General features: G+C 72.9%; 22 protein-coding genes and 2 pseudogenes. 18 read left to right on the top strand and 6 right to left on the bottom strand.

The annotated features are described in order from the left end of the window. Positions 1 to 21: 21 nt before the first annotated feature. Positions 22 to 825: an N-acetylmuramoyl-L-alanine amidase gene (locus tag XF36_RS23530; protein ID WP_349675514.1), complete on the bottom strand. Its 804-nt coding sequence runs from the start codon at positions 823 to 825 to the stop codon at positions 22 to 24. A gap of 117 nt (positions 826 to 942) precedes the next feature. Between XF36_RS23530 and XF36_RS23525 the strand changes: the two genes are divergently transcribed. The 3 genes and pseudogenes from XF36_RS23525 to XF36_RS35830 form a co-directional block, all read left to right on the top strand. Continuing rightward, positions 943 to 1,257, top strand: a complete 315-nt coding sequence (locus tag XF36_RS23525; protein WP_060713646.1) for a YbaB/EbfC family nucleoid-associated protein — start codon at positions 943 to 945, stop codon at positions 1,255 to 1,257. Between the two features lies 1 nt (position 1,258). Then, positions 1,259 to 1,876 carry a recombination mediator RecR gene (gene recR, locus XF36_RS23520; RefSeq protein ID WP_060713645.1) on the top strand — a complete coding sequence of 206 codons (618 nt, stop codon included), beginning with the start codon at positions 1,259 to 1,261 and terminating at the stop codon, positions 1,874 to 1,876. Between the two features lie 81 nt (positions 1,877 to 1,957). After that, positions 1,958 to 2,053: pseudogene (locus tag XF36_RS35830) on the top strand (hypothetical protein); the annotation flags it as partial. Between the two features lie 70 nt (positions 2,054 to 2,123). On the opposite strand, the gene XF36_RS34520 reads toward XF36_RS35830, so the two are convergent. After that, positions 2,124 to 2,327 carry a hypothetical protein gene (locus tag XF36_RS34520; RefSeq protein WP_139318855.1) on the bottom strand — a complete coding sequence of 68 codons (204 nt, stop codon included), beginning with the start codon at positions 2,325 to 2,327 and terminating at the stop codon, positions 2,124 to 2,126. A gap of 245 nt (positions 2,328 to 2,572) precedes the next feature. Here XF36_RS34520 and XF36_RS23510 point away from each other — a divergent pair, with 245 nt between their 5' ends. The 6 genes and pseudogenes from XF36_RS23510 to XF36_RS23485 all read left to right on the top strand — a co-directional run bounded on the left by XF36_RS23510 (position 2,573) and on the right by XF36_RS23485 (position 9,360). Then, positions 2,573 to 3,493, top strand: a complete 921-nt coding sequence (locus XF36_RS23510; protein ID WP_060713644.1) for a helix-turn-helix domain-containing protein — start codon at positions 2,573 to 2,575, stop codon at positions 3,491 to 3,493. Positions 3,494 to 3,658: 165 nt separating this feature from the next. Continuing rightward, positions 3,659 to 5,261: pseudogene (locus XF36_RS23505) on the top strand (ABC transporter substrate-binding protein). Between the two features lie 76 nt (positions 5,262 to 5,337). Continuing rightward, positions 5,338 to 6,342, top strand: coding sequence for an ABC transporter permease (locus XF36_RS23500; RefSeq protein WP_060713643.1), 1,005 nt, complete (start codon positions 5,338 to 5,340; stop codon positions 6,340 to 6,342). Continuing rightward, on the top strand, positions 6,339 to 7,265 hold the full coding sequence (locus tag XF36_RS23495) for an ABC transporter permease (RefSeq protein ID WP_060713642.1): 927 nt from the start codon (positions 6,339 to 6,341) through the stop codon (positions 7,263 to 7,265). Before XF36_RS23500 ends, XF36_RS23495 begins: the two co-directional genes overlap by 4 nt. Continuing rightward, positions 7,262 to 8,260, top strand: coding sequence for an ABC transporter ATP-binding protein (locus XF36_RS23490; protein ID WP_060713641.1), 999 nt, complete (start codon positions 7,262 to 7,264; stop codon positions 8,258 to 8,260). Before XF36_RS23495 ends, XF36_RS23490 begins: the two co-directional genes overlap by 4 nt. Beyond that, on the top strand, positions 8,257 to 9,360 hold the full coding sequence (locus tag XF36_RS23485; protein WP_060713640.1) for an ABC transporter ATP-binding protein: 1,104 nt from the start codon (positions 8,257 to 8,259) through the stop codon (positions 9,358 to 9,360). The genes XF36_RS23490 and XF36_RS23485 overlap by 4 nt, the downstream gene beginning before the upstream one ends. An 83-nt stretch (positions 9,361 to 9,443) precedes the next feature. On the opposite strand, the gene leuA is transcribed toward XF36_RS23485, so the two are convergent. Continuing rightward, the gene (gene leuA / locus XF36_RS23480) at positions 9,444 to 11,240 is read right to left on the bottom strand and encodes a 2-isopropylmalate synthase (RefSeq protein ID WP_060713639.1); all 1,797 of its coding nucleotides are present in this window, start codon (positions 11,238 to 11,240) and stop codon (positions 9,444 to 9,446) included. A 296-nt stretch (positions 11,241 to 11,536) separates the two neighbouring features. Here leuA and XF36_RS23475 point away from each other — a divergent pair, with 296 nt between their 5' ends. Continuing rightward, entirely contained in the window at positions 11,537 to 11,842 is a 306-nt protein-coding gene (locus XF36_RS23475; protein ID WP_075308864.1) for a hypothetical protein, read from the top strand. Here the strand turns inward: XF36_RS23475 and XF36_RS23470 are convergent. Genes XF36_RS23470 through XF36_RS23460 form a run of 3 tightly spaced genes read right to left on the bottom strand, consistent with a single transcriptional unit; the run spans position 11,820 to position 15,369 of the window. Beyond that, positions 11,820 to 13,244, bottom strand: a complete 1,425-nt coding sequence (locus XF36_RS23470) for a DUF1116 domain-containing protein (protein ID WP_060713638.1) — start codon at positions 13,242 to 13,244, stop codon at positions 11,820 to 11,822. The two genes, XF36_RS23475 and XF36_RS23470, sit on opposite strands and share 23 nt — an antisense overlap. Next, positions 13,241 to 14,665 carry an FdrA family protein gene (locus XF36_RS23465; RefSeq protein ID WP_060713637.1) on the bottom strand — a complete coding sequence of 475 codons (1,425 nt, stop codon included), beginning with the start codon at positions 14,663 to 14,665 and terminating at the stop codon, positions 13,241 to 13,243. The genes XF36_RS23470 and XF36_RS23465 overlap by 4 nt, the downstream gene beginning before the upstream one ends. After that, positions 14,662 to 15,369, bottom strand: a complete 708-nt coding sequence (locus XF36_RS23460) for a DUF2877 domain-containing protein (protein ID WP_060713636.1) — start codon at positions 15,367 to 15,369, stop codon at positions 14,662 to 14,664. The genes XF36_RS23465 and XF36_RS23460 overlap by 4 nt, the downstream gene beginning before the upstream one ends. 76 nt (positions 15,370 to 15,445) lie before the next feature. On the opposite strand from XF36_RS23460, the gene XF36_RS23455 reads away from it, so the two are divergent. The 8 genes from XF36_RS23455 to XF36_RS23420 all read left to right on the top strand — a co-directional run bounded on the left by XF36_RS23455 (position 15,446) and on the right by XF36_RS23420 (position 25,892). Further along, a complete protein-coding gene (locus tag XF36_RS23455) occupies positions 15,446 to 16,729 on the top strand; it encodes a PucR family transcriptional regulator (RefSeq protein WP_060713635.1) in 1,284 nt (427 codons plus the stop codon). 362 nt (positions 16,730 to 17,091) lie between these two features. Beyond that, positions 17,092 to 18,516, top strand: coding sequence for an IS1380 family transposase (locus XF36_RS23450; protein ID WP_060710764.1), 1,425 nt, complete (start codon positions 17,092 to 17,094; stop codon positions 18,514 to 18,516). 196 nt (positions 18,517 to 18,712) lie between these two features. Beyond that, positions 18,713 to 20,119 carry a uracil-xanthine permease family protein gene (locus XF36_RS23445; RefSeq protein ID WP_082375900.1) on the top strand — a complete coding sequence of 469 codons (1,407 nt, stop codon included), beginning with the start codon at positions 18,713 to 18,715 and terminating at the stop codon, positions 20,117 to 20,119. Then, the gene (locus XF36_RS23440; protein WP_060713634.1) at positions 20,116 to 20,946 is read left to right on the top strand and encodes an FAD binding domain-containing protein; all 831 of its coding nucleotides are present in this window, start codon (positions 20,116 to 20,118) and stop codon (positions 20,944 to 20,946) included. The genes XF36_RS23445 and XF36_RS23440 overlap by 4 nt, the downstream gene beginning before the upstream one ends. After that, on the top strand, positions 20,943 to 21,428 hold the full coding sequence (locus XF36_RS23435) for a (2Fe-2S)-binding protein (protein WP_060713633.1): 486 nt from the start codon (positions 20,943 to 20,945) through the stop codon (positions 21,426 to 21,428). The genes XF36_RS23440 and XF36_RS23435 overlap by 4 nt, the downstream gene beginning before the upstream one ends. Next, a complete protein-coding gene (cutA, locus tag XF36_RS23430) occupies positions 21,425 to 23,803 on the top strand; it encodes an aerobic carbon-monoxide dehydrogenase large subunit (RefSeq protein ID WP_060713632.1) in 2,379 nt (792 codons plus the stop codon). Before XF36_RS23435 ends, cutA begins: the two co-directional genes overlap by 4 nt. Further along, a complete protein-coding gene (locus XF36_RS23425; RefSeq protein WP_060713631.1) occupies positions 23,800 to 24,480 on the top strand; it encodes an SRPBCC family protein in 681 nt (226 codons plus the stop codon). Before cutA ends, XF36_RS23425 begins: the two co-directional genes overlap by 4 nt. Beyond that, the gene (locus XF36_RS23420; RefSeq protein ID WP_082375605.1) at positions 24,477 to 25,892 is read left to right on the top strand and encodes an amidase; all 1,416 of its coding nucleotides are present in this window, start codon (positions 24,477 to 24,479) and stop codon (positions 25,890 to 25,892) included. The genes XF36_RS23425 and XF36_RS23420 overlap by 4 nt, the downstream gene beginning before the upstream one ends. Positions 25,893 to 25,925 lie beyond the last annotated feature (33 nt).

The following is a 25,925-nucleotide window of genomic DNA, read 5'->3' as shown; positions in this document are numbered from 1 at the left end:
CCCGGCCCGGACGGAGCGCGGTCAGCGGCGCAGCTGTGCCAGCACCGCCGCGGTCACCGCCGCCGCGATCCGGTCCCGCCCGGCCGGGTCGGTCAGCACGGCGGCGTCGCCGGCGTTGCGCATGTTGACCGCCTCCACCAGCGCCGTCGGGACGGTCGAGGAGTTCAGACCGGCCAGGTCCGGGCGGCCGTCGAGCCCGTCTCGGCCGATGTAGCCGGCCGGGGCGAACCCGGCCGAGCGCAGCGCGTCCCGCAGCCCGGTGGCCAGGCGCAGCGACGCCGGTCCCGTCCCGTGCACGGCGGGCTCGGCGTATGCGACGTGGAACCCGCGGGCCGAGGCCGCCGCGCCGTCCGCGTGCAGTGACACGGCCAGCGCCGCGCCGGCCCGGGCGCCCGCCGCCCCGCGGGCGTCGACACACGGGCCGACACCGACGTCGTCGGAACGGGTGAGGACCACCCGCACGCCGGCGGCCTCCAGCCGGGACCGCACGCGCCCGGCCAGGTCCCAGGTGAAGGCGTGCTCGGCGTAGCCGGCGTTCGTGGAGGTGCCGGTCGTGTTGCACGGTTTGGTCCCGCCGCGCCCGTCGGGGACCGGCCGGTTCACCGCGGCCTCGTTCGCGGCGTTGCCGCCGTTGTGACCGGGGTCGAGCAGCACGACCGGGCGCGGGACCGGTGCCGGCGTGGTCGGCAGCGAACGGGTCGTCGCGGCCGGTCGCGGGGCCGCGTCGACGGGAGGCGGGACCGGCGCCGGCGCACCGCAGCCGGCGCACACCAACGCGACGACGAGCGGGAGGACGGCCGTGGCGGAACGGATCAGGGCGCGCACGGTCGGTCAGCCTGACACGTCTACCCTGGAGAACGACACGTCCGCGCCGGGGAAGCCCCCGATCGCGCGAGCCGGACCCGACAGCGAGGGGTACGCGTGCAACCCGGTCAGCCCGACATGCAGATGATCCTGCAGCAGGCCCAGAAGATGCAGCAGCAGCTCCAGCAGGCGCAGGCCGAGCTCGCGACCGCCGAGGTCACCGGCCAGGCCGGGAACGGGCTCGTCGAGGTCACCGTCACTGCGGGTCTGGAGCCGCGCTCGGTGCGGATCGACCCGAAGGTCGTCGACCCCGAGGACGTCGAGACCCTGCAGGACCTCGTCGCCGGCGCGCTCGCCGACGCGGTGCGCCGTGCGCAGGAGCTGCAGCAGGAGAAGATGGGCCCGCTCGCCGGCGGCCTCGACATGGGCGGCCTGGGCCTCCCGGGCGCCTGAGGTGTTCGAAGGACCGGTCCAGGACCTGATCGACGAGCTGGGACGCCTGCCCGGGGTCGGTCCGAAGAGCGCCCAGCGCATCGCGTTCCACCTGCTCGCCGCGGACCCGGCCGACATCAACCGGCTCCAAGAGGTCCTGCAGACGGTCAAGCAGGGCGTCGCGTTCTGCGACGTGTGCGGCAACGTCGCGTCGGACACCCGCTGCCGCTACTGCTCCGACGCGCGGCGCGACCCGACGCTGGTGTGCGTGGTCGAGGAGCCCAAGGACGTCCTGGCCGTCGAGCGGACCCGGGAGTTCAAGGGCCGCTACCACGTGCTCGGCGGTGCGCTCGACCCGCTGGCCGGGATCGGCCCGGACAGCCTGCGGATCCGTGAGCTGCTCGCCCGCCTCGGCGGCACCGGTCCGGCGACCGATGAGACCGAGATCTCCGAGGTCATCCTCGCGACCGACCCCAACACCGAGGGTGAGGCGACAGCGACCTACCTGGTGCGGCTGCTGCGCGACTTCCCCGGTCTGAGCGTCACGCGGCTCGCGTCCGGTCTACCGATGGGCGGCGACCTGGAGTTCGCCGACGAGATGACGCTCGGCCGCGCGCTCGCCGGCCGACGGGCCCTGTAGACCCGGACACGGAACGGCCGGTCCGTACCGGGCGCGACGCCCCGGTCGTGACCGGCCACCCGGCGCAGCAACCCCCCGCCGCTGCGCCTCCTTCCTGGTGAAATCCCGACTGCTCCTTCGGCGAGCCTCAGCGGGGCTGATGCTCCTTCGGCGAGCCTCAGCGGGGCTGATGCTCCTTCGGCGAGCCTCAGCGGGGCTGATGCTCCTTCGGCGAGCCTCAGCGGGGCTGATGCTCCTTCGGTAAGCCTCAGTCGGTGTCCTCGTCGCCCCACGCGTCCACGTGGTGCGACCGGCCGTGGAGCTGGCGCTGCCTGCGCTCCCACTCCCGGCGGCGCTGCTCGGCGATCCGACGCCACGCCTCGCTCTGGCGCCGGTCGGTCACCCCGATCACGATCGCCGAGAGGACCAGCGTGGCCAGCCCGGCCAGTGCCACTGCCACCAGCGCGATCACGGCGACCACCGCCCCGTACGGGCGCGGTGGTACGTGCCTGTGTGCGGCACCTGCGTCCTGCGGATCATGTCCATCTCCCTTCGTGTGTCGCGGTCGGTCCGTGGTCCCCGTCCGCCACGGTCGGTGTGGCTGCCGTCACGTCCGGGTGATGTCAGCATGCCCGACGGAGCGCTCCCGTGCAATTGCGGACTCAGGGAATTGCACGGAGCTGTAGATTGCACGGCGGGACCGGGGAGGGGTGCGGGGTGGAGCAGGAGCCGACCGGCGCACGACGACGGCTGGGTGCCGAGCTGCGCCGGCTGCGCGTCAACGCCGGGCTGAAGCTGGAGGACGCCGCGGCCGGGGTGGGCTGCTCGGCGTCGAAGATCAGCAGGCTGGAGAACGGCAAGGGGGTGCCGCGTCCGGCCGACGTCGCCGCGCTGGTCGAGGTCTACGGCGGGGTCGCCGGGGTCGAGGCGGAGATGCTCGAACGGCTGGTCACCGAGAGCCGTACCCGTGGCTGGTGGGAGCCGTTCACCGAGGGCCTACGCAGCGACCCGCACTTCCTGCCGTCGCCGGGTCGCTACGCGGCCGCCGAGACCGACGCGACCGCCGTCGCCGCGTTCGACCTGACCGTGCTGCACGGGCTGCTCCAGACGCCCGCCTACGCCCACGCCGCGCTGCGCGCCCGGCTCCCGGGTCGCCCGGACTGGGAGATCGACCAGCTCGTGCGGCTGCGCGGTCGTCGCCACGAGGCGCTCACTGCGACACCGCCGCTGGTGCTCGACGTGGTCGTCGACGAGGCCGTGCTCGTCCGCGCGACCGGCGGTCCCGCGGTGATGGCCGAGCAGCTCGACCGGCTGCTCACGCTGTCGGAGCTGCCCGACGTGACGCTGCGTGTACTCCCGTTCGACGCCGGGTCGCAGCGCGCCCACGCCGGCCGCTTCGCGATCCTGACCGTCCCCGACGCACTCGGACCCGACGTCGTCCACACCGAGGGGCACGCACGGGAGTCGTTCCTGGAATCGCCCACCGACCTGCGCACCTACCGTGAGGTCTTCGCCGAGGTCCGGGCCGCCGCGCTCGACGAGGACGCCTCACGGGATGCGGTCGCGAACCACCGGGACGCGCACCGGACGGCCGTCGTCGAGGGGTCGGGCGAACGGGACGTGCGTACCAGTTCGTAGCACTATCGTGACGCAAGGGTCTACCGGTTGGTAACGGACCGCTATAGGTTTCCCCGTCATCAGGTGTCCTCACGCGCACATCGGGTGGACACCTCTGCCGACGAGGGGACCGGAATGCGCAGACGGTGGATGACGGCGGTCATGGCGGGCGTGCTCGCAGTGGGCATGACCGCCTGCGCGAGCTCGGAGCGCGGAGCGGGCGGCGACGCCGCAGGGGGGACGTTCGTCTTCGGCGCCGCCGGCGCGCCGAAGAACTTCGACCCGATCTTCAACGACGACGGCGAGAGCTTCCGCCCGGCGCGGCAGATGTTCGACACGCTGATCACCTACAAGCCAGGGACCACCGAGCTCGAGCCCGGCCTGGCCACCGAGTGGAAGTCCACTCCGGACGGCAAGACCTGGACGTTCACCCTCCGCGAGGGCGTCACGTTCCACGACGGCACGCCGCTCGACGCGACCGCGGTCTGCGCGAACTTCGACCGCTGGTTCAACATGAAGGGCGCCGCGGCCCAGAGCCAGATGATCTACTACGGCGACGTCTTCGAGGGCTTCGCCAAGAACGAGGGTGACGCCTCGGGCGCACCGCTCTACAAGTCCTGCACGGCGCAGAGCCCGAACACCGCCGTCCTGACACTGAACAAGTTCAAGGGCGCGTTCCCGGCCGCCTTCGGCCTCACGTCGTTCTCGATCTCCAGCCCGACGGCGCTCGAGCAGTACGACGCCGACGCCGTCACCCAGAGCGGTGACTCCTTCACCTACCCCGCCTACGCGAACGAGCACCCGACGGGCACCGGCCCGTTCAAGTTCGAGAGTTTCGACAAGGCGAACAACACGATCACCCTGGTCCGCAACGACCAGTACTGGGGCGAGAAGGCCGAGCTCGACCGACTCATCTTCAAGATCATCCCGGACGAGAACGCCCGCAAGCAGGAGCTGGCCGCCGGCACCATCGACGGCTACGACTACCCGTCCCCCGCGGACTACCAGACCCTGAAGGACCAGGGTGACCAGGTGCTGATCCGCCAGCCGTTCTCGCTGCTCTACATGGGCATCAACACGAAGAACAACCCGAAGCTCAAGGACCTGCGGGTCCGCCAGGCGCTCGCCTACGCGATCGACCGCGAGTCGCTGGTCCGCACGAAGATGCCGGAGGGTTCCGCGGTCGCGAAGGAGTTCATGCCGCCGACCGTCGCGGGCTACGCCGACGACGTCACCGAGTACCCGTACGACCCGGAGAAGGCCAAGCAGCTGCTCGCGGAGGCCGGCGCGCAGAACCTGACGCTGAACTTCTACTACCCGACCGAGATCACCCGGCCCCTACATGCCGAACCCGGCGGACCTGTTCTCGGCGATGTCGGCGAACCTGAAGGCCGTCGGCATCACGGTCAACCCGGTCGCGCGGCCGTGGAACGGCGGCTACAAGGACGACGTCCAGAAGGCCGGCAAGCACGACCTGCACCTGCTCGGCTGGACCGGCGACTACAACGACGCCGGCAACTTCGTCGGCACGTTCTTCGGCCGGGAGAAGGCCGAGTTCGGGCCGCAGGACCCGGCGATGTTCGCCGAGCTGGCCAAGGCCGACGCCATCCCGGACCCGGCCGGCCATGCTGCGGCGTACCAGCAGGCCAACAAGGACATCATGGCCACGTACCTGCCGGCCGTGCCGATCCTGACCACCGGACCGGCGATCGTCGTCGGACCGAACGTGCAGGGCCTCATCCCGTCGCCGCTGACCGACGAGCGCTTCGTCTCCGTCAGCAAGAACTGACCGTGCCCCGGGCGCCGCGGAGATCCCGCGGCGCCCGGCCGCGTGTCCCGCCTCCCACCACTGAGGACATCCACGCATGCTGCGCTTCGTCGCGCGCCGCCTGCTCCAGGTCGTCCCGACGCTGCTCATCCTGTCCGTGCTGTTGTTCGCCTGGCTGCGCTCGCTGCCCGGTGGACCGGCCGGTGCGCTGCTCGGAGACAAGGCGACCCCGGAGTCGATCGCCGCACTCAACAAGACACTGGGCCTGGACCAACCCATCCCGATCCAGTACCTGCACTACCTCGGCCGGGCGCTGACCGGCGACTTCGGCGCCTCCCTCGTCACCGGAGACCCGGTGATCACCGAGCTCGGCCGCGCGCTGCCGGGCACGATCGAGCTCTCCCTGGCGGCGCTGCTGCTCGCCGTCGCCCTCGGGATCCCGCTCGGCTACCTCGCCGCCCGCCACCGCGGCGGGATCTGGGACAACCTGACCATCGTCGGAACGCTGGTCGGCGTCGCCGTGCCGGTGTTCTTCCTCGGCTACGTGCTCAAGCAGTTCCTGGCCGTCGACCTCGGTCTGTTCCCGCCGTCCGGGCTGCAGTCGACCGGCATCGACGCGACCTCGGTGACCGGCTTCCCCACCCTCGACGGCCTGCTCACCCGCGAGTTCGACGCCAGCTGGGACTCGCTGATGCATCTCGTGCTGCCGGCCGTCACGCTCGCGACGATCCCGCTCGCCGTCATCGTGCGGATCACCCGGGCCTCGGTGCTCGACGTGCTGGAGTCCGACTTCGTCCGCACCGCCAACGCCAAGGGTCTCGCGCCGGGCACCGTCCGTGGCCGGCACGTCCTGCGCAACGCGCTGCTGCCGGTCTCCACGACGATCGGCCTGCAGACCGGCCTGCTCCTCGCCGGCGCGGTGCTGACCGAGAAGGTGTTCAACCGGCCCGGCATCGGCACCCTGATCGCCGAGGGCATCGAGCGCCGCGACTACCCGCGGCTGCAGGCCGTGGTGCTGCTCGGCGCACTGATCTACGTGCTGGTCAACCTGCTCGTCGACCTGTCCTACGCCGTGATCGACCCGAGGGTGAGGCTGCGATGAGCGCACCGACCACCTGGGCGCAACGGCGCAGGGACCGGATCGACGACATCGCGGGCCGCAGCCTGTCCGCCGACGCGCTGCGCCGGCTGCGCCGCAGCCCCACCGCGATCGTCGGTGCGGTGATCATCGGGCTGTTCGTGCTGGTCTCGGTGTTCGCGCCGCTGCTGGCCCCGCACGACCCGGCCCAGGCCTTCCCGCAGCTGCTCGACCAGCTCCGCCCCGGCGCGATCCCCGGACCGCAGCCGGGCTTCCCGCTCGGCAGCGACCAGAACGGCCGCGACGAGTTCTCCCGGATGATCCTGGCGTCGCGCCAGACCCTGTTGGTCGGCGTGCTCGCCACCGTGTTCGGGCTAGCGGTGGGTCTGGTCATCGGCGTGCTCGCCGGGGCCTTCGGCGGCTGGATCGACACCGTCCTCATGCGGGTCACCGACGTCCTGCTGTCGATCCCGTCGCTGCTGCTCGCCATCTCCGTCGCGGCGCTGGCGGCCCGGCCCAGCCAGACCACGGTCATCATCGCCGTCGCGCTGGTGAACGTGCCGATCTTCGCGCGGCTGCTGCGCGGGTCGATGCTCGCCCAGCGCGACTCCGACCACGTCCTCGCGGCCACCGCGCTCGGGGTGAAGCGACGGGCGGTGGTGCTGCGGCACATGCTGCCCAACGCGATCGGCCCGGTGATCGTCCAGGCCACGCTGACCCTGGCGACGGCGATCCTGGACGCGGCCGCGCTCTCCTTCCTCGGTCTCGGCGACGCCGACCCGGCCCGCGCGGAGTGGGGCCTGATGCTCGCCTCCGCACAGCCCTACCTCGACGTCCGGCCCGGGCTGGCGGTCTACCCGGCGATCGCGATCATCGTCGTCGCGCTCGGGTTCACGCTGCTCGGCGAGTCGCTGCGCGAGGCCATCGACCCCAAGGGACGCCGATGAACCCCCTGCTGTCCGTCGAGGACCTGTCCGTGCGCTTCGTGCGCCGGGGCGAGGCCGACGTCGTCGCCGTCGACGGGGTGTCGTTCGACGTGCGCCCCGGTGAGGTCGTCGGCCTGGTCGGCGAGTCCGGCTGCGGCAAGTCCGTGACCTCACTGGCGATCATGGGGCTGCTCCCGGGGCGAACCCCCCGGGTGGGCGGCTCCGTGACGTTCGACGACGGGACCGGTAGCCCGACCGACCTGCTCACCCTGTCCGACGCGCAGCTGCGCGAGCGGCGCGGTCGCGACATCGGGATGGTCTTCCAGGACCCGCTGTCGTCGCTGAACCCGGTCGTGTCGGTGGGCGTCCAGATCACCGAGGCGCTCACCCGGCACCGCGGGATGGGAAAGGACGAGGCCCGCCGCGAGGCCGTCTCCCTGCTGGAGCGGGTCGGCATCCCCGACCCGGCCCGACGGGTGTCGGCCTACCCGCACCAGATGTCGGGCGGGATGCGCCAGCGCGCGCTGATCGCGATCGCGCTGGCCTGCCGGCCGAAGCTGCTCATCGCCGACGAGCCGACCACCGCCCTCGACGTCACCATTCAGGCCCAGATCCTGGAGCTGCTGCGCGAGCTCGTCGCCGAGACGGGGACGGCGCTGATCATGATCACGCACGACCTCGGCGTCGTCGCGGGGCTCTGCGATCGGGTCAACGTGCTCTACGGCGGCCGGGTCGTGGAACGCGCGGAGCGGCACGCGCTGTTCGGCGGTCCGCGGCACCCGTACACCTCCGGGCTGATCCGGTCGATCCCGCGGCTGGACTCCGACCCCGCCGCGGAGCTGCCCGCGATGACCGGGTCGGTGTCGGACAACCTGCCCTGGGACCACGCCTGTGCCTTCGCGCCGCGCTGCCCGCGGGCGCTGGAGACCTGCACCTCGGTCACCCCGGTGGCCGACGACGCGGCGGGCCGGCTGCTGCGCTGCCACAACCCCGAGCCGATCGGAGCGACGGCATGAGCCCCCTGCTGGAGGTCGAGGACCTGCAGGTCCACTTCCCGATCACCCGGGGTGTGCTGGTGCAGCGCACGGTCGGGCACGTCAAGGCCGTCGACGGCGTCTCGCTGCGGATCGAGCGCGGCGAGACCTACGGCCTGGTCGGTGAGTCCGGCTGCGGCAAGTCGACCCTCGGGCGGGCGATCCTCAAGCTCACCGAGCCGACCGCGGGCACGGTGTCCTTCGACGGCACCGACGTCGCCGCGCTCACCGGGGAGCCGCTGCGCCGGATGCGCCGCCGGTTCCAGATGGTGTTCCAGGACCCGATGTCCAGCCTGGACCCGCGCCAGTCGGTCGGGTCGCTGCTGCGCGAGGGGCTGGCCGCGCACGGGATCGAGGCCGGCCCGGACCGGCTCGCCGAGCTGATGCGTGCGGTCGGGCTGCCCGAGTCGGCCCTGCGCCGCTACCCGCACGAGTTCTCCGGCGGGCAGCGCCAGCGCATCGGGATCGCCCGGGCGCTGTGCGTGGAGCCCGACCTCGTCGTCGCCGACGAGCCGGTCTCCGCGCTGGACGTGTCGGTGCAGGCCCAGGTGCTCAACCTGCTGCGGTCGCTGCAGCGCGAGCTCGGCCTGACCTACCTGGTCATCGCGCACGACCTGGCCGTCGTGCGGCACGTGTCGGACCGGGTCGGGGTGATGTACCTCGGGTCGATCGTGGAGGAGGCACCCGCCCGCGCGCTCTACGACGGCCCGCTGCACCCCTACACCCGGGCGCTGCTCTCGGCGGTGCCCCAGCCGGACCCGACGGTGGAGGACACCCGCGAGCGGATCCTGCTGTCCGGGGACCTGCCGTCGCCGGCCGCGCCGCCCGCCGGGTGCCGGTTCCACACCCGCTGCCCGTGGCGTCAGGAGGACCGGTGCTCCACCGAGCGCCCGCAGCTCCGGACGCTCGACGGCGACACCACCGGGCACCGGGTCGCCTGCCACCACGCCGAGGCCATCCGCGACGGGGTCATCACCCCGCACGAGGTGACCGCGGAGGAGGCCGACGCCGCCGTCGGCCCGGGCAGCGGCCCGGAGGTACCCGGCCCGCAGATCACCCTCGGCGACGCGATCGGCCGCTGATCGGCCCACCGGTCACCCGTGACCGGGCCGTCCGTACGAGACCTCTCGTGCGGACGGCCCGTTTCGCGCGGTGGTGGAGGGCGTCAGCGCAGGGCGCGGTTGATCGCGCTCACGACGCCCTTGAGGCTGGCGCTGGTGATCGAGCTGTCGATCCCGACGCCCCAGAACACCTTCTCCTCGACGGCGCACTCGACGTAGGCCGCGGCGCGGGCGTCGTCACCGCCGCCCATCGCGTGCTCGTGGTAGTCGAGGACCCGGACGTCGAACCCGATCCCGGCCAGCGCGTCCACGAACGCCGCGATCGGCCCGTTCCCGGACCCGGCGATCTCGTGCAGGTCGGACTCGACGCGCACCGTCGCCACGATCTCGTCGCGGCCCTCGCCGTCGCTGTGGACGCGGTGGCGCACCAGCTTGAGCGGGGTCTCGCGGCCCAGGTACTCGACGTCGAACGCGTCGCGCATCGCCTTGGGCTCGACCTCGCCGCCCTCGGTGTCGGTGAAGGCCTGGATGACGTGGCTGAACTCGATCTGCAGCCGTCGCGGCAGGTCGAGCTGGTGCTCGGTCTTCATGATGTAGGCGATGCCGCCCTTGCCGGACTGGCTGTTGACCCGGATGACGGCCTCGTAGGTGCGGCCGATGTCCTTCGGGTCCACGGGCAGGTACGGGATCTCCCAGGTGTGGTCGGCGACCGGGTGCCCGGCCTCGGCGGCGTCGGCCTCCATCGCGGCGAAGCCCTTGTTGATCGCGTCCTGGTGGGAGCCGGAGAACGCGGTGTAGACCAGGTCGCCGCCCCACGGGTGGCGCTCGTGCACCGGCAGCTGGTTGCAGTACTCGACGGTGCGGCGGATCTCGTCGATGTCGGAGAAGTCGATCTGCGGGTCGACGCCCTGGGTGAACATGTTCATGCCCAGCGCGACCAGGTCGACGTTGCCGGTGCGCTCGCCGTTGCCGAACAGGCAGCCCTCGATGCGGTCGGCGCCGGCCTGGTGGCCGAGCTCGGCGGCGGCGATGCCGGTGCCGCGGTCGTTGTGCGGGTGCAGCGACAGGATCAGCGCGTCGCGACGGGCCAGGTTGCGGTGCATCCACTCGATGGAGTCCGCGTAGACGTTCGGCGTCGCCATCTCGACCGTCGCCGGCAGGTTGACGATCATCGGGTGCTCGGGCGTCGGCTGCCAGATCGCGCTCACCGCGTTGGTGATCTCGACGGCGTACTCCAGCTCGGTGCCGGTGTAGGACTCCGGCGAGTACTGGAAGGTCCAGTCGGTCGCCGGGTACTTCTCGGCGAACTTCGCGACCTCCTCCGCGCCGTCGGTGGCGATCTTGGTGATGCCCGCGCGGTCGGAGCGGAAGACGACCCTGCGCTGCAGGATCGACGTCGAGTTGTAGAGGTGGACGATCGCCGAGTGCGCGCCCTCGCAGGCCTCGAAGGTCCGCTGGATCAGCTCCGGCCGGGCCTGGGTCAGGACCTGGATCTGCACGTCGGACGGGATCGCCTCGTCCTCGATGATCTCGCGGACGAAGTCGAAGTCGGTCTGGCTCGCCGCCGGGAAGCCGACCTCGATCTGCTTGTAGCCCATGCGTACCAGCAGGTCGAACATGCGCCGCTTGCGCAGCGGGCTCATCGGGTCGATCAGCGCCTGGTTGCCGTCACGCAGGTCGACCGCGCACCACAGCGGCGCGGTGTCGATGACCTTGTCCGGCCACGTGCGGTCCGGCAGCGAGACCGGCTCGACCAGCTGATGGAACGGCTTGTACCGGTGCACCGGCATCTGCGAGCCGCGCTGGCGGTTCCAGGCCGGCTGGGTCGCGTGCGGTGCGCCCTGCGGGGTACGGACGTTGCTGCGGGCGCGGGCCTCGTAGGCGTCGGGAGAGGTGGTCACGGGAACTGCTCCTGGATGTCGGACGGTCGTGGCGACCGGCGGACACGCGAAACCCCGCGACGAGGGGCCGGTCGGTTCAGACCCCGCCGCGGCGGCGAAGGAGCAGGCGCGCCATGCCCCCACCGTAGACCCGACCCTCCGTTGCACGGCAACCCGCTGTCCCGGACCGGCGTTGGTGTCACCCGGACGACGGCACGCAACGAAGTGATCACAACCGAGAGCGTTCTCCCTCGTTGTGGGGGCAGTGAGGGCACGGCGGTGCGACCATGACGCCGTCGGAGACAAAGGGGTGTGTGATGGCGGCAACCGTGGGTACGACCGTGCGGCAGGGCGTGGGCATCATCGCGACGATCGTGCGGATCGTGGGCCTGGTGATCGTGGCCATCCTGGTCGCGCACATCGTGCTGACCCTGCTCGACGCCAACCCGGCCAACTTCCTCACCGAGTACATCTCCTCGTGGGCGGCCCAGCTGAACCTCGGCCTCGGTGACCTGTTCACCCCGGCCCAGCCGAAGATGGCCGTCACGCTGAACTACGGGGTCGCGGCGATCCTCTGGCTGATCATCACCACGGTCGTCGTCAGGCTGCTGCGCCGCGTCTGAGGACCGTCCGCTCCGCCAGCCGGGTGAGCGCCTTCGCGAAGATCTCGGCCGGCGGGGTCACGAGCCCGGCCCCGACCTGCCCGACGCCCGCGACCCGTCCGGCCATCCCCGTGTTGATCTGCGGGAGGATGCCCGTACGGCAGACCCGGGTGACGTCGATGCCGCTGGGGACACCGGCGAACTCCAGGATCGGGACGGTCCACCGCCGGCTCTCCCCGAGCGTGATCTCCCGCATCCGGCGGGTGGTGGCCAGTGCGTCCGGCACGGTCCCGCCGACGAACCGCACGATCGCCGGGGCCGTCGCCATGGCGAAGCCACCGATCCCGGCCGTCTCGGTGATCGCCGAGTCGCCGATGTCGGGGTTGGCGTCTGCCGGGCCGTAGTCGCCCAGGAACAGGCCGTCGGCCAGCTGGGCCGGGCCGGTGAACCACTCGTCGCCGGTGCCGGAGACCTGGATGCCGAAGTCGGTCCCGTTGCGCGCCATCGCCACCACCATGGTGGAGCCGTCGACGTCCCGGGCTGCGTCGAGGGCCAGCTTGCACGCGGGCATGGCGAGGTTCAGGAAGAAGTGGTCGTTGCCCCCGACGAACCGCAGTGCCTCCGCGACGTCGGTGCTCGGGACACCGGCGGCGGCCGCCGTCGCGACGAGGTCCGGGCCCAGGTCCCGCAGCAGCATCAGGGTCCCCGCCCGGTTGCGGTTGTGCGCCTCGTCCCCCATCTGCAGCATCTGGGTCAGCACGCCGGTCACGTCGACCGGCTCACCCGCGTCCCGCCGGGCCCGGACGGCGCCGCGCAGCAGCGGGCCCAGCACGTCGCCCATCCAGCGCAGCCGCCGGATCACCTCCGGGCCGTAGGCGCCGTAGCGCAGGACCTTGCCCAGCCCCTCGTTGAGCGAGCAGTGGGCCCGGCGGCCGGTGGCCGGGTCCTCGATCACGAACATCCACATGCCCGGGGTGACGACGCCGGCCATCGGGCCGACCGCCCCGCGGTGGTGGCACGGCTCCAGTGAGACCGAGGAACCCGACGCGAACAGCGCCGCGGCGTCCTCCGGGTCGGTGACCAGTCCCTCCAGCGCGGCGCCGCCCATCAGGGCACCGCGCAGCGGGCCGGATGCACGCTCCCAGGTGATCGGTGGCCCGGCGTGCAGGAACTCTCCCGGGGCGAGGCCGAGGACCTCCGAGGCCGGGGCGACGTCGACGAGTGTCGCGGTGACGTCGAGCATCGCGGCGAGGGCGCGCTCGTTCGCCGCCCGGCGCAGCGGGTCGGTGGCGACGGTCGCCAGATCGGCCGCGGTGCCGCCCATCGGCGGGTGCCAGTCGACCCGGGTGACCGGGACCGCCTGGTCGGCGGCGGCGTCGGCGAGCAGGTCGGTGCCGGTGCTCACCAGCGAGGGGTTGGTCATCGGGCGGCTCCGGTTGTCGTGTCGGCGGGCAGGAGTGCGAGTGCCCGGCGCGTGGCGCCGGCGTGCGAGAGGTGGACCTCCGCGCCGGCCGCGACCAGCGCGTCGATCTGCGCGGCCAGGTCCTGCGGGTCGGCGCCGGTCCCGACGACCGAGACGACGACCGGCACCCGGGACCCGGCGATCGCGGGGGCCAGCACGGAGGCCGGGTCCGGCTCGGCGCCGTGCCCCAGCACCAGGTCGAGCAGGACGACGGCGGTCTCCGGGTCGGCCAGCACGGCCGCGAGGTGCTCCAGGCGCACCGTCGGGTCGATCATCGGGTGGGCGCGGCCACGGGTCCACTCGTCGTCGCCGAAGTCGACGAAGGTGTGGCCGGCCCGGGCAGCGTCCTCGCCCGCGATCTGCGCGGACTCGGTGGCGAGCGTGCCGCCGACGAACAGGCCGCGCAGCCGGTGCCCGCCGGACGCCGGCCGCGCGGTGCCGTGCACCGGCCAGTCCGGGACGGGGCGACCCAGCCGGACCAGGGCGGCCTCGGTCGCCGCGGTCAGGTCGGGCCTGCCCGGCCCGAGCAGCGCGTACTCGACCGGCGTCGTGAGCGTCGCGACCAGCCGGTCGATCCGTTCGGCGACCTCGGCGGCGGGGGGCTTGGACACCAGCACGATCAGCACGACGGCCGGGTCCGCGTCGAGGCGGCGCAGGGCCTCCCGGGTGGCGAGGCCGTCGACCGGCGCGGACAGGTCCCGCCCGCCCACGCCGAGCGCGGCGCGCACACCGACCCCGGCGTGGTCGAGCAGCGCCATCACCTGCTGGCACCCGGTCCCGGACGCGGCGACGAGCCCCACCGGGCCGGGCTCGACGACGTTGGCGAACCCCAGGCCGAGCCCGTCCAGCACGGCCGTCCCGCAGTCCGGGCCCATGACCAGCAGGGATCGCTGCGCGGCGGCCTGCTTGAGCGCCACCTCCTGCTCCACCGGCACGTTGTCGCTGAAGATCATGACATCGCTGCCGGCGTCGAGGGCGTCCATCGCCTCGACGGTGGCGTGCGGCCCGGGCACCGACACGAGCACGACCGAGCCCGGTGCCCTGTCCAGCGCCGTGGCGGTGGTGCGCGGCGGCGCGACCGCACCGGCCCCGCCGTCCGGCGCCGGGCGAGTCGCCTCGGCGAGCGCGCGGTCGACACCCGCCACGGCGGCGGGCAGCGCGTCGTCACCGGTCAGGTGCAGGGCGACGACCAGGTCGTTCGCGCCGGTCCCGGCGGGCACGGAGAACCCCATGCCGGTCAGGACGTCGACGTTGAGCGGGGTGGCCATGGCGACCTGCGCGGCGACCACCCCGTCGAGCTGCTGGGCGGTGCGGCTGACCCGGAGCAGCGTGACCGAGTCGGCGTAGGCGCCGGGCCGGACCTCGACGTGCGTCGTCGTCATGCGGCGACTCCTTCGGTGTGCAGGGCGGACAGGGCGAGCGCGGCGCCGTGGACCATCGCGGCCCCGGAGGTGTGCCCGACGGCGGTGAGTGCGGCGCGGGCCGCGGGCTCGGCCGCCGTGCCGAGCGCGGTGACCAGCGCGGCGAACTGGGGCACGACCTCGCCGCGCAGGGCACACCGCAGGAGCTCGGCGGACAGCAGCGTGGTGCGGTGCAGGTGGGCCAGGACGGCGGCGTCCACCTCGGGGGTGGCGACGCCGGCGGCCCGGTGCAGGGCGAGCCAGCCGCACAGGACGTCGTCGCCGAGCGGGGTGAGTCCCTCGCCGCGTCCGACGAGCCCGGCGACGGCGTCCGGGGTCACCTCGGCCGGCAGGCCGGGGGTCGGCCGGAGCCCGGTGCGGGGCAGCGGGGACCGCGCGGGGACCCGGGTGTCGACCAGCCGCCGGACGACGACCGGCTCGTCGTCGAGGTGCAGGACCTCGCCGTGCACGGCGGCGGTGCCGACGGCGAGCGAGGGGAGCCGGGACCGCAGTCCGCAGGGCACCGGCACCGCGTCCGCACCGAGGACGCCGACGCAGGTCTCGCGACCGTCGTCGTGGACGGCGAGGTAGACGGCGGCGGACCCGCGGTGCACGACCCGGACCGGGCCGTCCGCGGCCCGCCGCAGCAGGTCGCGGACCCGGACGGGTGCGCTGACTCCGATCACGGACCGAAACTAGCCTGGGCAGTCGCGTCCGCCGATGTTAACTTGTGCCACCTTCGGACCGAAGGGGCGGCAACAGTTGCTGACGGAGGGGAACGGGGACCCGGAGTTCCCGGCCCGCGAGGCGCTGGCCCGGCTCGACGCGCTGCACACCGGGCTCACCCGGATCGCGCTGGAGGGCGGGGATCTCGCGGGGATCGCGGCCGAGGTCGGGCGGGTGCTCGACGTGGGCGTCGCGATCACCTCCACCGACGGGCGGGAGCGGGCGTCGGCGCTGTCGGAGGACCAGCTCCGGATGCTGACCGAGCACGACCTCGTCGACCCGACGGGCCGGCTGCGCGTCGAGCGGATGGGGATCGACGGTGTCCCGGTCGCGGGCGGGGAGGCCCGCACCCTGCGGGTCGCGGCCGGTGGGCAGAACCTCGCCCGGCTGGTCTGCGTGCGCCTGGCCGCCCGGCTCGCCCCGGACGACGTGCAGGCGCTGGAGCGCGCCGCCGCGGTGGCCGCGCTGCTGATCACCCGCGAGGAGGCGGTCACCGCCGTCGAGACCAAGTACCAGGGCGACTTCCTGCGGGACCTGCTGCTGCGCCGCACCGCCGACCCCGCCTACGTCGCCGAGCACGCGGACACCCTCGGCTGGGACCTGCGCCGCCCGATGGTCGTGCTGACCGCCGAGCTCGACCCGATCGACGCGCGGGTCCCGGCCGAGCAGTGGCGTGCCTGGCAGAAGCGGTTCTCGGCGGGGTGGCGCCAGGTCTGCTCCGGGCTGGGGGAGGGCATCCCCACCGTCGACTTCTCGTCCGAGGTCGTGACCCTGCTGCCGGTCGACGCGGACCCCGGTCCACCCCCCGGCCGCGACATCGTGCGGCGGGCCGTCACCGCGGTCGCCGGGGACAAGGGCGGCGGGCGACGGCAGTTCTCGGCGGGAATCAGCCGCCCGGTGCCCGACATCGACGCCCTGCCCGGCGCCTACGCCCAGGCACGGCGGGCGGTCGAGGTGGGCCGCCGGATCTCCGGGGGCGGCAGCACGACGTTCTTCGACCAGCTCGGCCTGCACCGGCTTCTCGCGCTCGTCCCGGACCCGGCGGAGCTGGACTCCTTCGTCCGCGACGCGCTGGGCCCGCTCGCCGAGGCCACCACCGAGGCCGCCGAGCTGCGCGAGACCCTGCAGGTCCTGCTCGACACGAACTTCACCGTGGCCGAGGCGGCCCGGGTGCAGTTCTTCCACTACAACACGATGCGCTACCGCGTCGCCAAGCTGGAACGGCTCCTCGGTCCGCTGTCGACGGACCCGAATCTGCGGCTCGACGTCGCCGTCGCGCTGCAGGCGCTGCGCATCGTTGGCCGACCGGGCGGAACGTGAACGACATCCAGCGGAAACCGCACGGCCCGACGCATGCAGGCATCGTGCTGGCGTCATCAATTCGTGCCAGTGAGCCTTTTTCAACCTGCCGTTCCGGCAGCTCAGGGGCCTGGTTGTGTGGGTGCAGACGCCGAGCTGGCGAGCCGGTGACCTGTGCAGCTGTGGTCAGAGCAGTTGCGCTGCAACCTTCGCGATCTCCTGACGCAGAAGCTCGCTGGTCAGGTTGAAAAAGGCTCATTAGCCCGGACTCTTCACGGGCTGTGCCGGTGATCTCCGACCCCAACTGAAGAAAGTGCCTCGTGACCAGGTAAGACAGCGGGTGTCGAAGCCCTGTCCGCCATGGTCGAGGAGGCACTTTCCGAGTGCAGACTACAAGCACGCGCCCACCGGTCATCGTGACCGCCGACGGCGCTGGGGTGGTGTCGCACGTCGGGTCGCGTCTGCTGGCCGATGTCGCCGACCGGACCACGTTGACCAGTGAACTCTCGACCGCGCTCGCACCGCTGCGACGAGCTCGGGCGCGTCATGATCCGGGGCGGGTGCTGGTCGATCTGGCCGTCGCGGTCGCCGACGGGGCCACGAGGATCTGCGAGATCGCGGTCCTGGCCGATCAGGGCGCGGTGTTCGGGTCGGTGGCATCGGACTCGACCTGCTGGCGACTGCTCGACAAGCTCGACGAGCGCCGGTTGTCCTCGATCGCGGCGGGGCGGGCGCGGGCCCGGGAGGTGGTCTGGGCCCAGCACGCCGACGTCGATGGTCGCGCGTTTCCCGCGGCTCGGGTCGCCGGCCGCGACCTGCGCCGGCACGGCCGGGACGTGCTGGTGATCGATCTCGACGCCACGATCGTCATCGCCCACAGCGAGAAGGAACAGGCCACGCCCACGTTCAAGAAGACGTTCGGGTATCACCCGATGCTGGCGTTCTGCGACAACACCGGCGAGTTCCTCGCCGCCCGCTTGCGCCGCGGGAACGCCGGTGCGAACACCGCCGCGGATCACATCAACGTGCTCGACGACGCGCTCGCCCAGATCCCTGACGCGTTCCGTCACGGGCACCCGATCCTGGTCCGCACCGACACCGCGGGCGCCACGAAAGCCTTCCTCGCCCACATCCGAGCGCAACAAGACACAGCGGTGAGCTGTGAGTTCTCCGTCGGCTGGGCCGTCACCGACCGCGAACGCACCGTGATCAGCCTGGTCCCGAAGACGGTGTGGGCCGAGGCGGTCGACGCTGACGGCGGGCACCGTGACGGCGCCGGGCTGGCCGAGATCACCGGCTTGCTCCCCGCCTCCGCGTTGGTCGACTACCCGGCCGGGACCCGCGTTGTCGTCCGTCGCGAACGGCCGCATCCCGGCGCGCAGCTCGATGCGTTCGAGGAGCGTGACGGCTGGCGCTACACCGCGTTCGCCACCGACACCCGCGTCGGGCAGCTCGCCTTCCTCGACGCCCGCCACCGCGCCCACGCCCGGGTCGAGGACCGGATCCGCTGCGGCAAGGACACCGGCCTCAACCACTTCCCGTCCCGGTCCTTCGCCGTCAACGCGGCGTGGTTGACCGTGGTCATGCTCGCGGTCGACCTGATCACCTGGACCCAGCGCCTGCTTCTCGACGGCGACCTGGCGAAGGTCGAGCCGAAGGCGTTGCGCTACCGGTTGTTGCACACCGCCGCGCGGATCACCCGCGGGCAACGCCGAGTCTGGGTCCGTATCCAACGGTCCTGGCCCTGGGCGGTCGATCTCGCCCGCGCGTTCGCGCGGCTGTGCGCGTTGCCTGTTCCTGCTGGTTGATCTCCGAAGCCCGACACGACGAGCGGCGGGAGCTCCCGGCAGAACGCGCAGGCCGGCCCCTTCGCCATGCCCACCCATCGAACGAACCGGACCGGATCCGCCGCCAGCCGATCACGCGGTCAATCCGCAGCTCCGTGAATCACCAGGGTTAGCTTGAGTCGGGTCTCCGGTGCCGTGTGAAGGGATCGCCATGTCGATGTTCAGGTGGGAAGTGGTCGATCCGGGGCCGGGGGAGGCGGTCGCACCCCGCCAGCGGCTCCCCTGGGGGAAGACGGTCGGGCTGGGGATGCAGCACGTCGTCGCGATGTTCGGGGCGACCTTCGTGTTCCCCGTGGTGATGGGGCTGGACCCCAACCTCGCGATCCTGTTCTCGGGCCTGTGCACCGTCCTGTTCCTGGTCGTCTGCAAGAACATGGTGCCCAGCTACCTCGGCACCAGCGCCGCCTTCGTCGGCGGGGTCGCGGCGATCCGGGCGGCCGGCGGCGACTCCGCCGCCGTGACCGGGGCGATCATGGTCTCCGGCCTGGTGCTGCTCGCGATCGGTGTGTTCGTGCACCTCGCAGGCGCCCGGCTCGTGCACCGGGTGCTCCCGCCCGCGGTGACCGGTGCGGTCGTCATGCTGATCGGGTTCAACCTGGCCCCGGTCGTCGCATCGGTGTACTGGCCGGTGGACCAGTGGACCGCGCTGCTCACCGCGACGTTCCTGGTCTGCGCCGCCGTGCTGTTCCGCGGGTTCTGGGGACGGATCGCGGTGTTCCTCGCGCTCGTCTTCGGGTTCGTGCTCTCCTGGCTGCTCGACCTCCTGAGCGGCCCGATCACCTCCTGCGGCGGTGCGGACTGCACCCCGGAGCCGCACTCGCGCGTCTCCTTCGAGGGCCTGGCCGACGCCGCCTGGTTCGGACTGCCCAGCGGGACCCTGGACGACGGCGTCCCGGCCGTGCACGCGCCCAGCTTCTCGCTGATGTTCGTGCTCCTGGTGCTCCCCGGCGTCATCGCGCTGGTCGCCGAGAACCTGGGGCACGTCAAGGCTGTCGCCGAGATGACCGGCGACGACCTCGACCCCTACCTGGGCCGGGCGCTGGGCGCCGACGGCGCCGCCACCGCGCTGGCCAGCCTGTTCGGCGGGTCCCCGACGACGACCTACGCCGAGAACATCGGCGTCATGGGTGCGACCAGGGTGTACTCCACCGCGGCCTACTACGTCGCGGCCGCCGTGGCGATCCTGCTCGGCCTGTGCCCCAAGTTCGGCGTGCTGGTCGGGGCGATCCCCGGCGGCGTGCTCGGCGGGATCACGCTCGTGCTCTACGGGATGATCGCGCTGGTCGGCGCCAAGATCTGGGTGGAGAACGGGGTCGACTTCGGCGAGCCCCGTAACCTCGTCGGCCTCGCGGCGGGCATGGTCGCCGGCATCGGCGGCGTCGCGCTGGACCTGGGCAACGGGTTCGAGCTGGGCGGCATCGCGCTCGGCACCATCCTGGTGATCGTCTACTTCCACGCCGTCGCGCTGCGCGACCGCCGGTCCGGGACGACCGGTCCGTCCGGGACGCCCGCCGGGACGATGGCGACCAGGGTCGACGACGGGGAGGCGAAGGACAGCCCGTGAAGCCCGCACCCTTCGACTACGTCCGCCCGACGGACCTGGCCGGGGCCGTCGCCGCGCTCGCGGCGCCGGACTCGAAGGTGCTGGCCGGTGGACAGAGTCTCGTGCCGCTGCTGTCCATGCGGCTGGCCGCACCGTCCCTGGTCGTCGACATCAACGGGGTACCCGGCCTGGACACGATCACCGAGGTCGGAGGGGGTGTCCGGGTCGGCGCGCTGGCCCGGCACACCGCGGTCCTGGAGTCACCGCTGCTCGCCAGGGTCCAGCCGCTGGTGCCGGCCGCGCTGGCCCACGTCGCGCACCCCACGATCCGCAACCGCGGCACGACCGTCGGGTCCCTCGTGCACGCCGACGCCGCCGCCGAGATGCCGGTGGTGCTGCGGCTGCTGGAGGGGTCGCTCGACGTCGAGGGGCCCGCCGGGCGGCGCACGATCGGAGCGCGTGAGCTGTTCGTCGGCCCGCTGGAGTCGGCGGTCGGCCCGGACGAGATCGCCGTCTCGGCGTTCTTCCCCGCCCTGCCGGCGGGCGCGGGCGTCGCCTTCGACGAGGTCGCCCGCCGGCACGGCGACTACGCCCTGGTCGGCGCGGGGGCGGTCGTCGACGGCGACCGGATCCGGGTCGGCTACCTGTCGGTGAGCGACGTCCCGGTGGTCGTCGACCTGACCGGTGTCGCCCCGGCCGACCGGGCCGACGCCGCCCTCGAGCACCTGGACGCGGCCACCGACATCCACTCCACGGCGGCCTACCGGCGACAGCTGGTCCGGGTCCTGACCGACCGGGTGGTGGCCGTGGCGACCCGGAACGCGACCGCGCAGGGAGGCGGGCGATGAGCGAGACGCTCCACGACATCCGGCTGACGGTGAACGACGTCGTCCACGACCTGCGGGTCCCGGCACGGCGGCTGCTGTCCGACGCGCTGCGCCACGACCTCGGCCTGACCGGCACCCACGTCGGCTGCGAGCACGGGGTCTGCGGGGCCTGCACGATCCTGCTCGACGGCGAGCCGGCACGGGCCTGTCTGATGCTCGCCGTCGCCGCGCAGTCCTGGGCGATCACCACCGTCGAGGGGCTGACTGAGCCCGACGGGTCGCTGTCCCCGGTCCAGCAGGCCTTCGCCGAGTGCCACGGTCTGCAGTGCGGCTTCTGTACCCCCGGCTTCCTGACGACGATCACCGCCGGGCTGCGCCGCGACCCCTGCCCCACCCGCGAGCGGGCCCGCGACATGATCGGCGGGAACCTCTGCCGCTGCACCGGCTACCAGAACATCGTCACGGCGGTCGAGCGGGCCGCCGAGATCGGGGCCGCCCGGTGACCACCAAGCTCATGGGCCAGCGCGTCCAGCGGGTCGAGGACCAGCGCTTCCTGCGCGGCGGCGGCCGCTACCTCGACGACGTCGACCCCGGACCCGGCGTGCTGCACGCCGCGGTGCTGCGCTCCCCGCACGCACACGCCCGCATCCGCGATATCGACGTGTCCGGTGTCCTCGACGTGCCGGGCGTGCACGCGGTCTACACCCACGACGACCTGACCGGCCCGATGGCGGAGCCGCTGCCCGTGCTCATCCCGCACCCCGCGCTGACCCACAGCCGCACCCAGTTCGCGCTGGCCGGCGACGAGGTCAACCACGTCGGGGAGGCGGTCGCGTTCGTCGTCGCCGAGGACCGCTACCTGGCCGAGGACGCCGTCGACCGGATCGTCGTCGACTACGAGGTGCTGCCCGCCGTCGTCGGGATCGCGGCGGCACGCGCGGCCGAGCGGCTCGTGCACGACGACGTGCCCGGCAACGTCGGCGCCCGGCTGGAGCAGGCCGTCGGTGACGCCCCCGCCGCCATCGCCGCGGCGCCACACCGCCTGGAGCTGGACCTGGAGATCGAGCGCAGCGCGTGCATGCCGCTGGAGGGCCGCGGCACCGTCGCCCGCTGGGACCCCGCCCTCGGCCGGCTTGTCCTGTGGACCTCCACCCAGAGCTCCACCGGGGTCCGCGCCGCCGTGGCGGCACGGCTGGGCCTCGACATCGGGCGGGTCGACGTGATCACCCCGGACGTCGGCGGCGGCTTCGGTGTCAAGATCGTCCACCCGTGGCCGGAGGAACTGCTGGTCCCGATGGCCGCCCGCGCCCTGGGCCGGCCGGTGAAGTTCGTGGAGGACCGGCGCGAGCACTTCGTCTCCTCCGCCCACGAGCGCGGCCAGGTCCAGCACGTCGAGGTCGGCTTCGACGACGACGGCAGGCTGCTCGGTCTCGACGTCGAGTTCTGGCACGACCACGGCGCCTACACCCCGTACGGCCTGATCGTCCCGATCATCACCTCGACCCAGCTGCTCGGCCCGTACAAGCCGGGCGCCTACCGGGTCGCCTTCTCCTCGCTCTACACCAACACCGTGATCGTGACGCCGTACCGCGGCGCCGGGCGCCCCCAGGGCTGCTTCGCCATGGAACGCACGATGGACGCGATCGCGGGCTACCTGGGCCGTGACCGCGCCGAGGTCCGCGCGGTGAACTTCATCCAGCCGCACGAGTTCCCCTACGACCACGGCCTGATCTTCCAGGACGGCAGGCCGCTGGAGTACGACTCCGGCGACTACCCGGCCCTGCTGGAGAAGCTGCGCACGCTGATCGACTGGGACGGGTTCGCGGCCTTCCGCCGCGCGTGCGCCGAGCAGGGCCTGACCGTCGGGATCGGGCTGGCCTGCTACGTCGAGGGCACCGGCGTCGGCCCCTACGAGGGTGCGCACGTGCACGTCGCGACGACCGGCCGGGTCACGGTCGCGACCGGGCTCACCACCCAGGGCCAGAGCCACGAGACCGCGTTCGCCCAGATCGTCGCCGACGAGCTGGGGGTGCGGTTCTCCGACGTCGAGGTCGTCACCGGCGACACCCGGCGGATGCCCTACGCGGTCGGCACGTTCGCCTCCCGGGCCGCGGTCATGTCCGGCTCGGCGGTCCTCAAGGCCGCCCGGCGGACGAAGGAGAAGGCCCTGCGGCTGGCCGCCGACGCGCTCGAGGTCGACGTCGCGGACCTGGAGATCGTCGACGGCGTGGTGGGAGTGCGGGGCACCGAGCGGTCGATCCCGCTGGGCACGTTGTCGGTGCTGTCCAACCCGCTGCGCTACGCCTTCGACGAGGCATCGAAGGCCGCCACCCAGTTCTCGGTCGGGGACACCGACGCGTTGCCGGTGCCCGACGGGGAACAGCCGGGTCTGGAGGGCACCGACTTCCACAGCACTCCTCGGGCGACCTACGCCTCCGGGATGCACGCCGCGATCGTCGAGACCGACCCGGACACCGCCGAGATCCGGATCCTGCGCTACGCTGTCGTCCACGACTGCGGTCACCTGATCAACCCGATGGTCGTCGAGGGACAGATCCACGGCGGCGTCGCCCAGGGCGTCGGCGGCGCGCTGTACGAGCGGATGGCCTACGACGAGTCCGGCCAGCTGCTCAACGCGTCCTTCATGGACTTCCTGATGCCGTACGTGTCCGAGGTCCCCGACGGGATCGAGATCGACCACCTGGAGACGCCCTCGCCGCTCAACCCCCTCGGCATCAAGGGGGCGGGCGAGGCGGGCGTCATCCCGGTCTCGGCGGTGATCGCCGCCGCGGTCTCCGATGCCGAGGGCTTCCCGGTCACCGCGATGCCGATCTCTCCGTCGGACCTGTTCAGCCTGCGTGAGGAGCACCGCTCGTGAAGATCAGTGGCAGCAACGTCGTCGAGCACCCGGTCGAGCGGGTCTGGGAGGCGCTGCTCGACCCCCGGGTGCTGGTCGCGACCATTCCCGGCTGCGAACGGCTGGAGCCGACCGGCGAGAACGCCTACGCGATGACGGTGACCGCCGGGGTCGCCGCGATCAGGGGCACCTACACCGGCAGCTGCGCGCTGTCGAAGCTGGAACCGCACGAGTCGCTGGTCATGACCCTGAACGGGGCGGGCGGGCCGGGCACGGTCGACGCCGTCGTCGACGTCACCTTCGACGACCTCGGCTCGGGCGGCACCCGGATCGGCTACACTGCCGACGCGACGGTCGGCGGCATGGTCGGCGGCGTCGGCCAGCGGATGCTCGCCAGCGTGTCCACCCGGATGGCGGACCGGTTCTTCGACGCCGTCGGCGCGGCGATCGGCGCGGGTGGTGCGGCCGCCGTGCCCGCTGTGCCCGCCGTCCCCGGGCCGGCCGTAGCGGTGGCGGAGCCGGCTCCGCTCGTCGGCGCCCCGGCCTACGCCGAGCCGATGACCGGCGCGGAGGTGTTCACGTCCGCGCCCGCCGCCGGGGGCCCGGGCAGCGGTGAGCTCACCCGCGGCATCGGGATCGGCGCGGCGGTCGCGCTGCTGGGCGTGCTGGTCGGCGCCGTGGTCGGGCGTCGCCGGTGAGCGCCGACATCACGGTCGCGACCCCGGCCCGCGAACAGGCCGCCGCGGTCCGGGCCAAGGAGATCTCCGCCCGCGAGCTGCTCGACCTGCACCTGGAGCGGATCGCGCTGCGCAACCCGCGGCTCAACGCGATCGTCTCCCTCGACGAGGAACGCGCCCGGGCCGGGGCCGAGGCCGCCGACCGCGCACTGGCCGCCGGGGCGGAGCCCGGTCCGCTGCACGGGCTGCCGTTCGCGTTCAAGGACACCCACGCCGTCGCCGGCTGGCGGACCACGTACGGCTCCCCGCTGTTCGCCGAGCACGTCCCGGACACCGACGATCTGCTGGTGGAGCGGGTGCGGGCGGCCGGTGCGGTGACGATCGGCAAGACCAACGTCCCCGAGTTCGCGGCCGGCTCGCACACGTTCAACCGGGTGTTCGGCACCACGCTCAACCCGCACGACCCGACCCGGTCCGCCGGCGGGTCCTCGGGCGGGGCGGCGTGTGCGCTGGCGACCGGGATGGTGCCGCTGGCGGAGGGCTCGGACATGGGCGGTTCGCTGCGCAACCCGGCGTCGTTCTGCGGGGTCGTCGGACTGCGGCCGTCCTGGGGGCGGGTGCCGGAGTGGCCGTCGGCGAACATGTGGGAGCCCACCTCGACCGGTGGGCCGATGGCCCGCACCGTCGACGACCTGGCGCTGCTGCTGTCGGTGCTGGCCGGGCCGGACCCGCGGGCGCCGCATGCGCTCGGCGACCCCGGCGCGGCCTTCGGGGCACCGGTCGTCCCGGCGTCGCTCGCCGGGCTGCGGGTGGGGTTGTCCGCCGACCTGGACGGGGCGTTCGCCGTCGACCGGATCGTCCGGGCGGTCGTCGAGGCGGCCGGGGTGGCACTGGCCGGGGCGGGCGCGGCGGTGACCGGCTCGATCCCGGACCTCACGGGTGCCGACGAGTGCTTCCGCACCCTGCGTGCGTGGCACTTCCAGGCCCGGTTCGGTCTGCAGCTGGCCGTGCACCCGACGGAGTTCAAGTCCTCGCTGGCCGCGAACATCCGGGCGGGGGAGTCGCTGACCGGCGCGGACGTCGCCGTCGCGTTCCAGCGGCGCACCACGCTGGCGCACCGGATGCGGGAGTACTTCGCCGACCACGACGTGCTGGTGCTGCCGGTGTCGCAGGTCCCGCCGTTCCCGGCCGACCGGGAGTTCCCGGACACCGTCGACGGGATGCCGATGGACTCCTACCTGGACTGGATGCGTTCGGCGTACCTGATCACTGTGACCGGCTGCCCGGCCGTCTCGGTGCCGTTCGGGACCACTCCCGACGGGCTCCCGGTGGGCGTCCAGATCGTGGCCCGCCACGGCGCCGACCGGTACCTCCTGGAGGTCGCGGCCGCGGTCGAGGCACTGGCGAAGAGTGCCACTCGAACGGTGTTGTGACGGCAGAAGTCGCCATGTCCCACCGCTCGGTCG

This window comes from Pseudonocardia sp. HH130629-09 (assembly GCF_001294645.1).
Classification (GTDB): Bacteria; Actinomycetota; Actinomycetes; order Mycobacteriales; family Pseudonocardiaceae; genus Pseudonocardia.
The sequence above is the reverse complement of the archived record's forward strand: the minus strand, read 5'-3'. Positions and strand labels throughout refer to the sequence as shown.

Excerpts from the sequence above, each read along its gene's own strand:
- XF36_RS23490 (WP_060713641.1), top strand. The coding sequence starts at position 7,262 with ATGAACCCCCTGCTGTCCGTCGAGGACCTGTCCGTGCGCTTCGTGCGC.
- XF36_RS23445 (WP_082375900.1), top strand. The coding sequence starts at position 18,713 with ATGTTCAGGTGGGAAGTGGTCGATCCGGGGCCGGGGGAGGCGGTCGCA.
- XF36_RS23525 (WP_060713646.1), top strand. The coding sequence starts at position 943 with ATGCAGATGATCCTGCAGCAGGCCCAGAAGATGCAGCAGCAGCTCCAG.
- XF36_RS23435 (WP_060713633.1), top strand. The coding sequence starts at position 20,943 with ATGAGCGAGACGCTCCACGACATCCGGCTGACGGTGAACGACGTCGTC.
- XF36_RS23470 (WP_060713638.1), bottom strand. The coding sequence starts at position 13,244 with ATGACCAACCCCTCGCTGGTGAGCACCGGCACCGACCTGCTCGCCGAC.
- XF36_RS23485 (WP_060713640.1), top strand. The coding sequence starts at position 8,257 with ATGAGCCCCCTGCTGGAGGTCGAGGACCTGCAGGTCCACTTCCCGATC.
- XF36_RS23495 (WP_060713642.1), top strand. The coding sequence starts at position 6,339 with ATGAGCGCACCGACCACCTGGGCGCAACGGCGCAGGGACCGGATCGAC.
- XF36_RS23500 (WP_060713643.1), top strand. The coding sequence starts at position 5,338 with ATGCTGCGCTTCGTCGCGCGCCGCCTGCTCCAGGTCGTCCCGACGCTG.
- XF36_RS23475 (WP_075308864.1), top strand. The coding sequence starts at position 11,537 with ATGGCGGCAACCGTGGGTACGACCGTGCGGCAGGGCGTGGGCATCATC.
- XF36_RS23465 (WP_060713637.1), bottom strand. The coding sequence starts at position 14,665 with ATGACGACGACGCACGTCGAGGTCCGGCCCGGCGCCTACGCCGACTCG.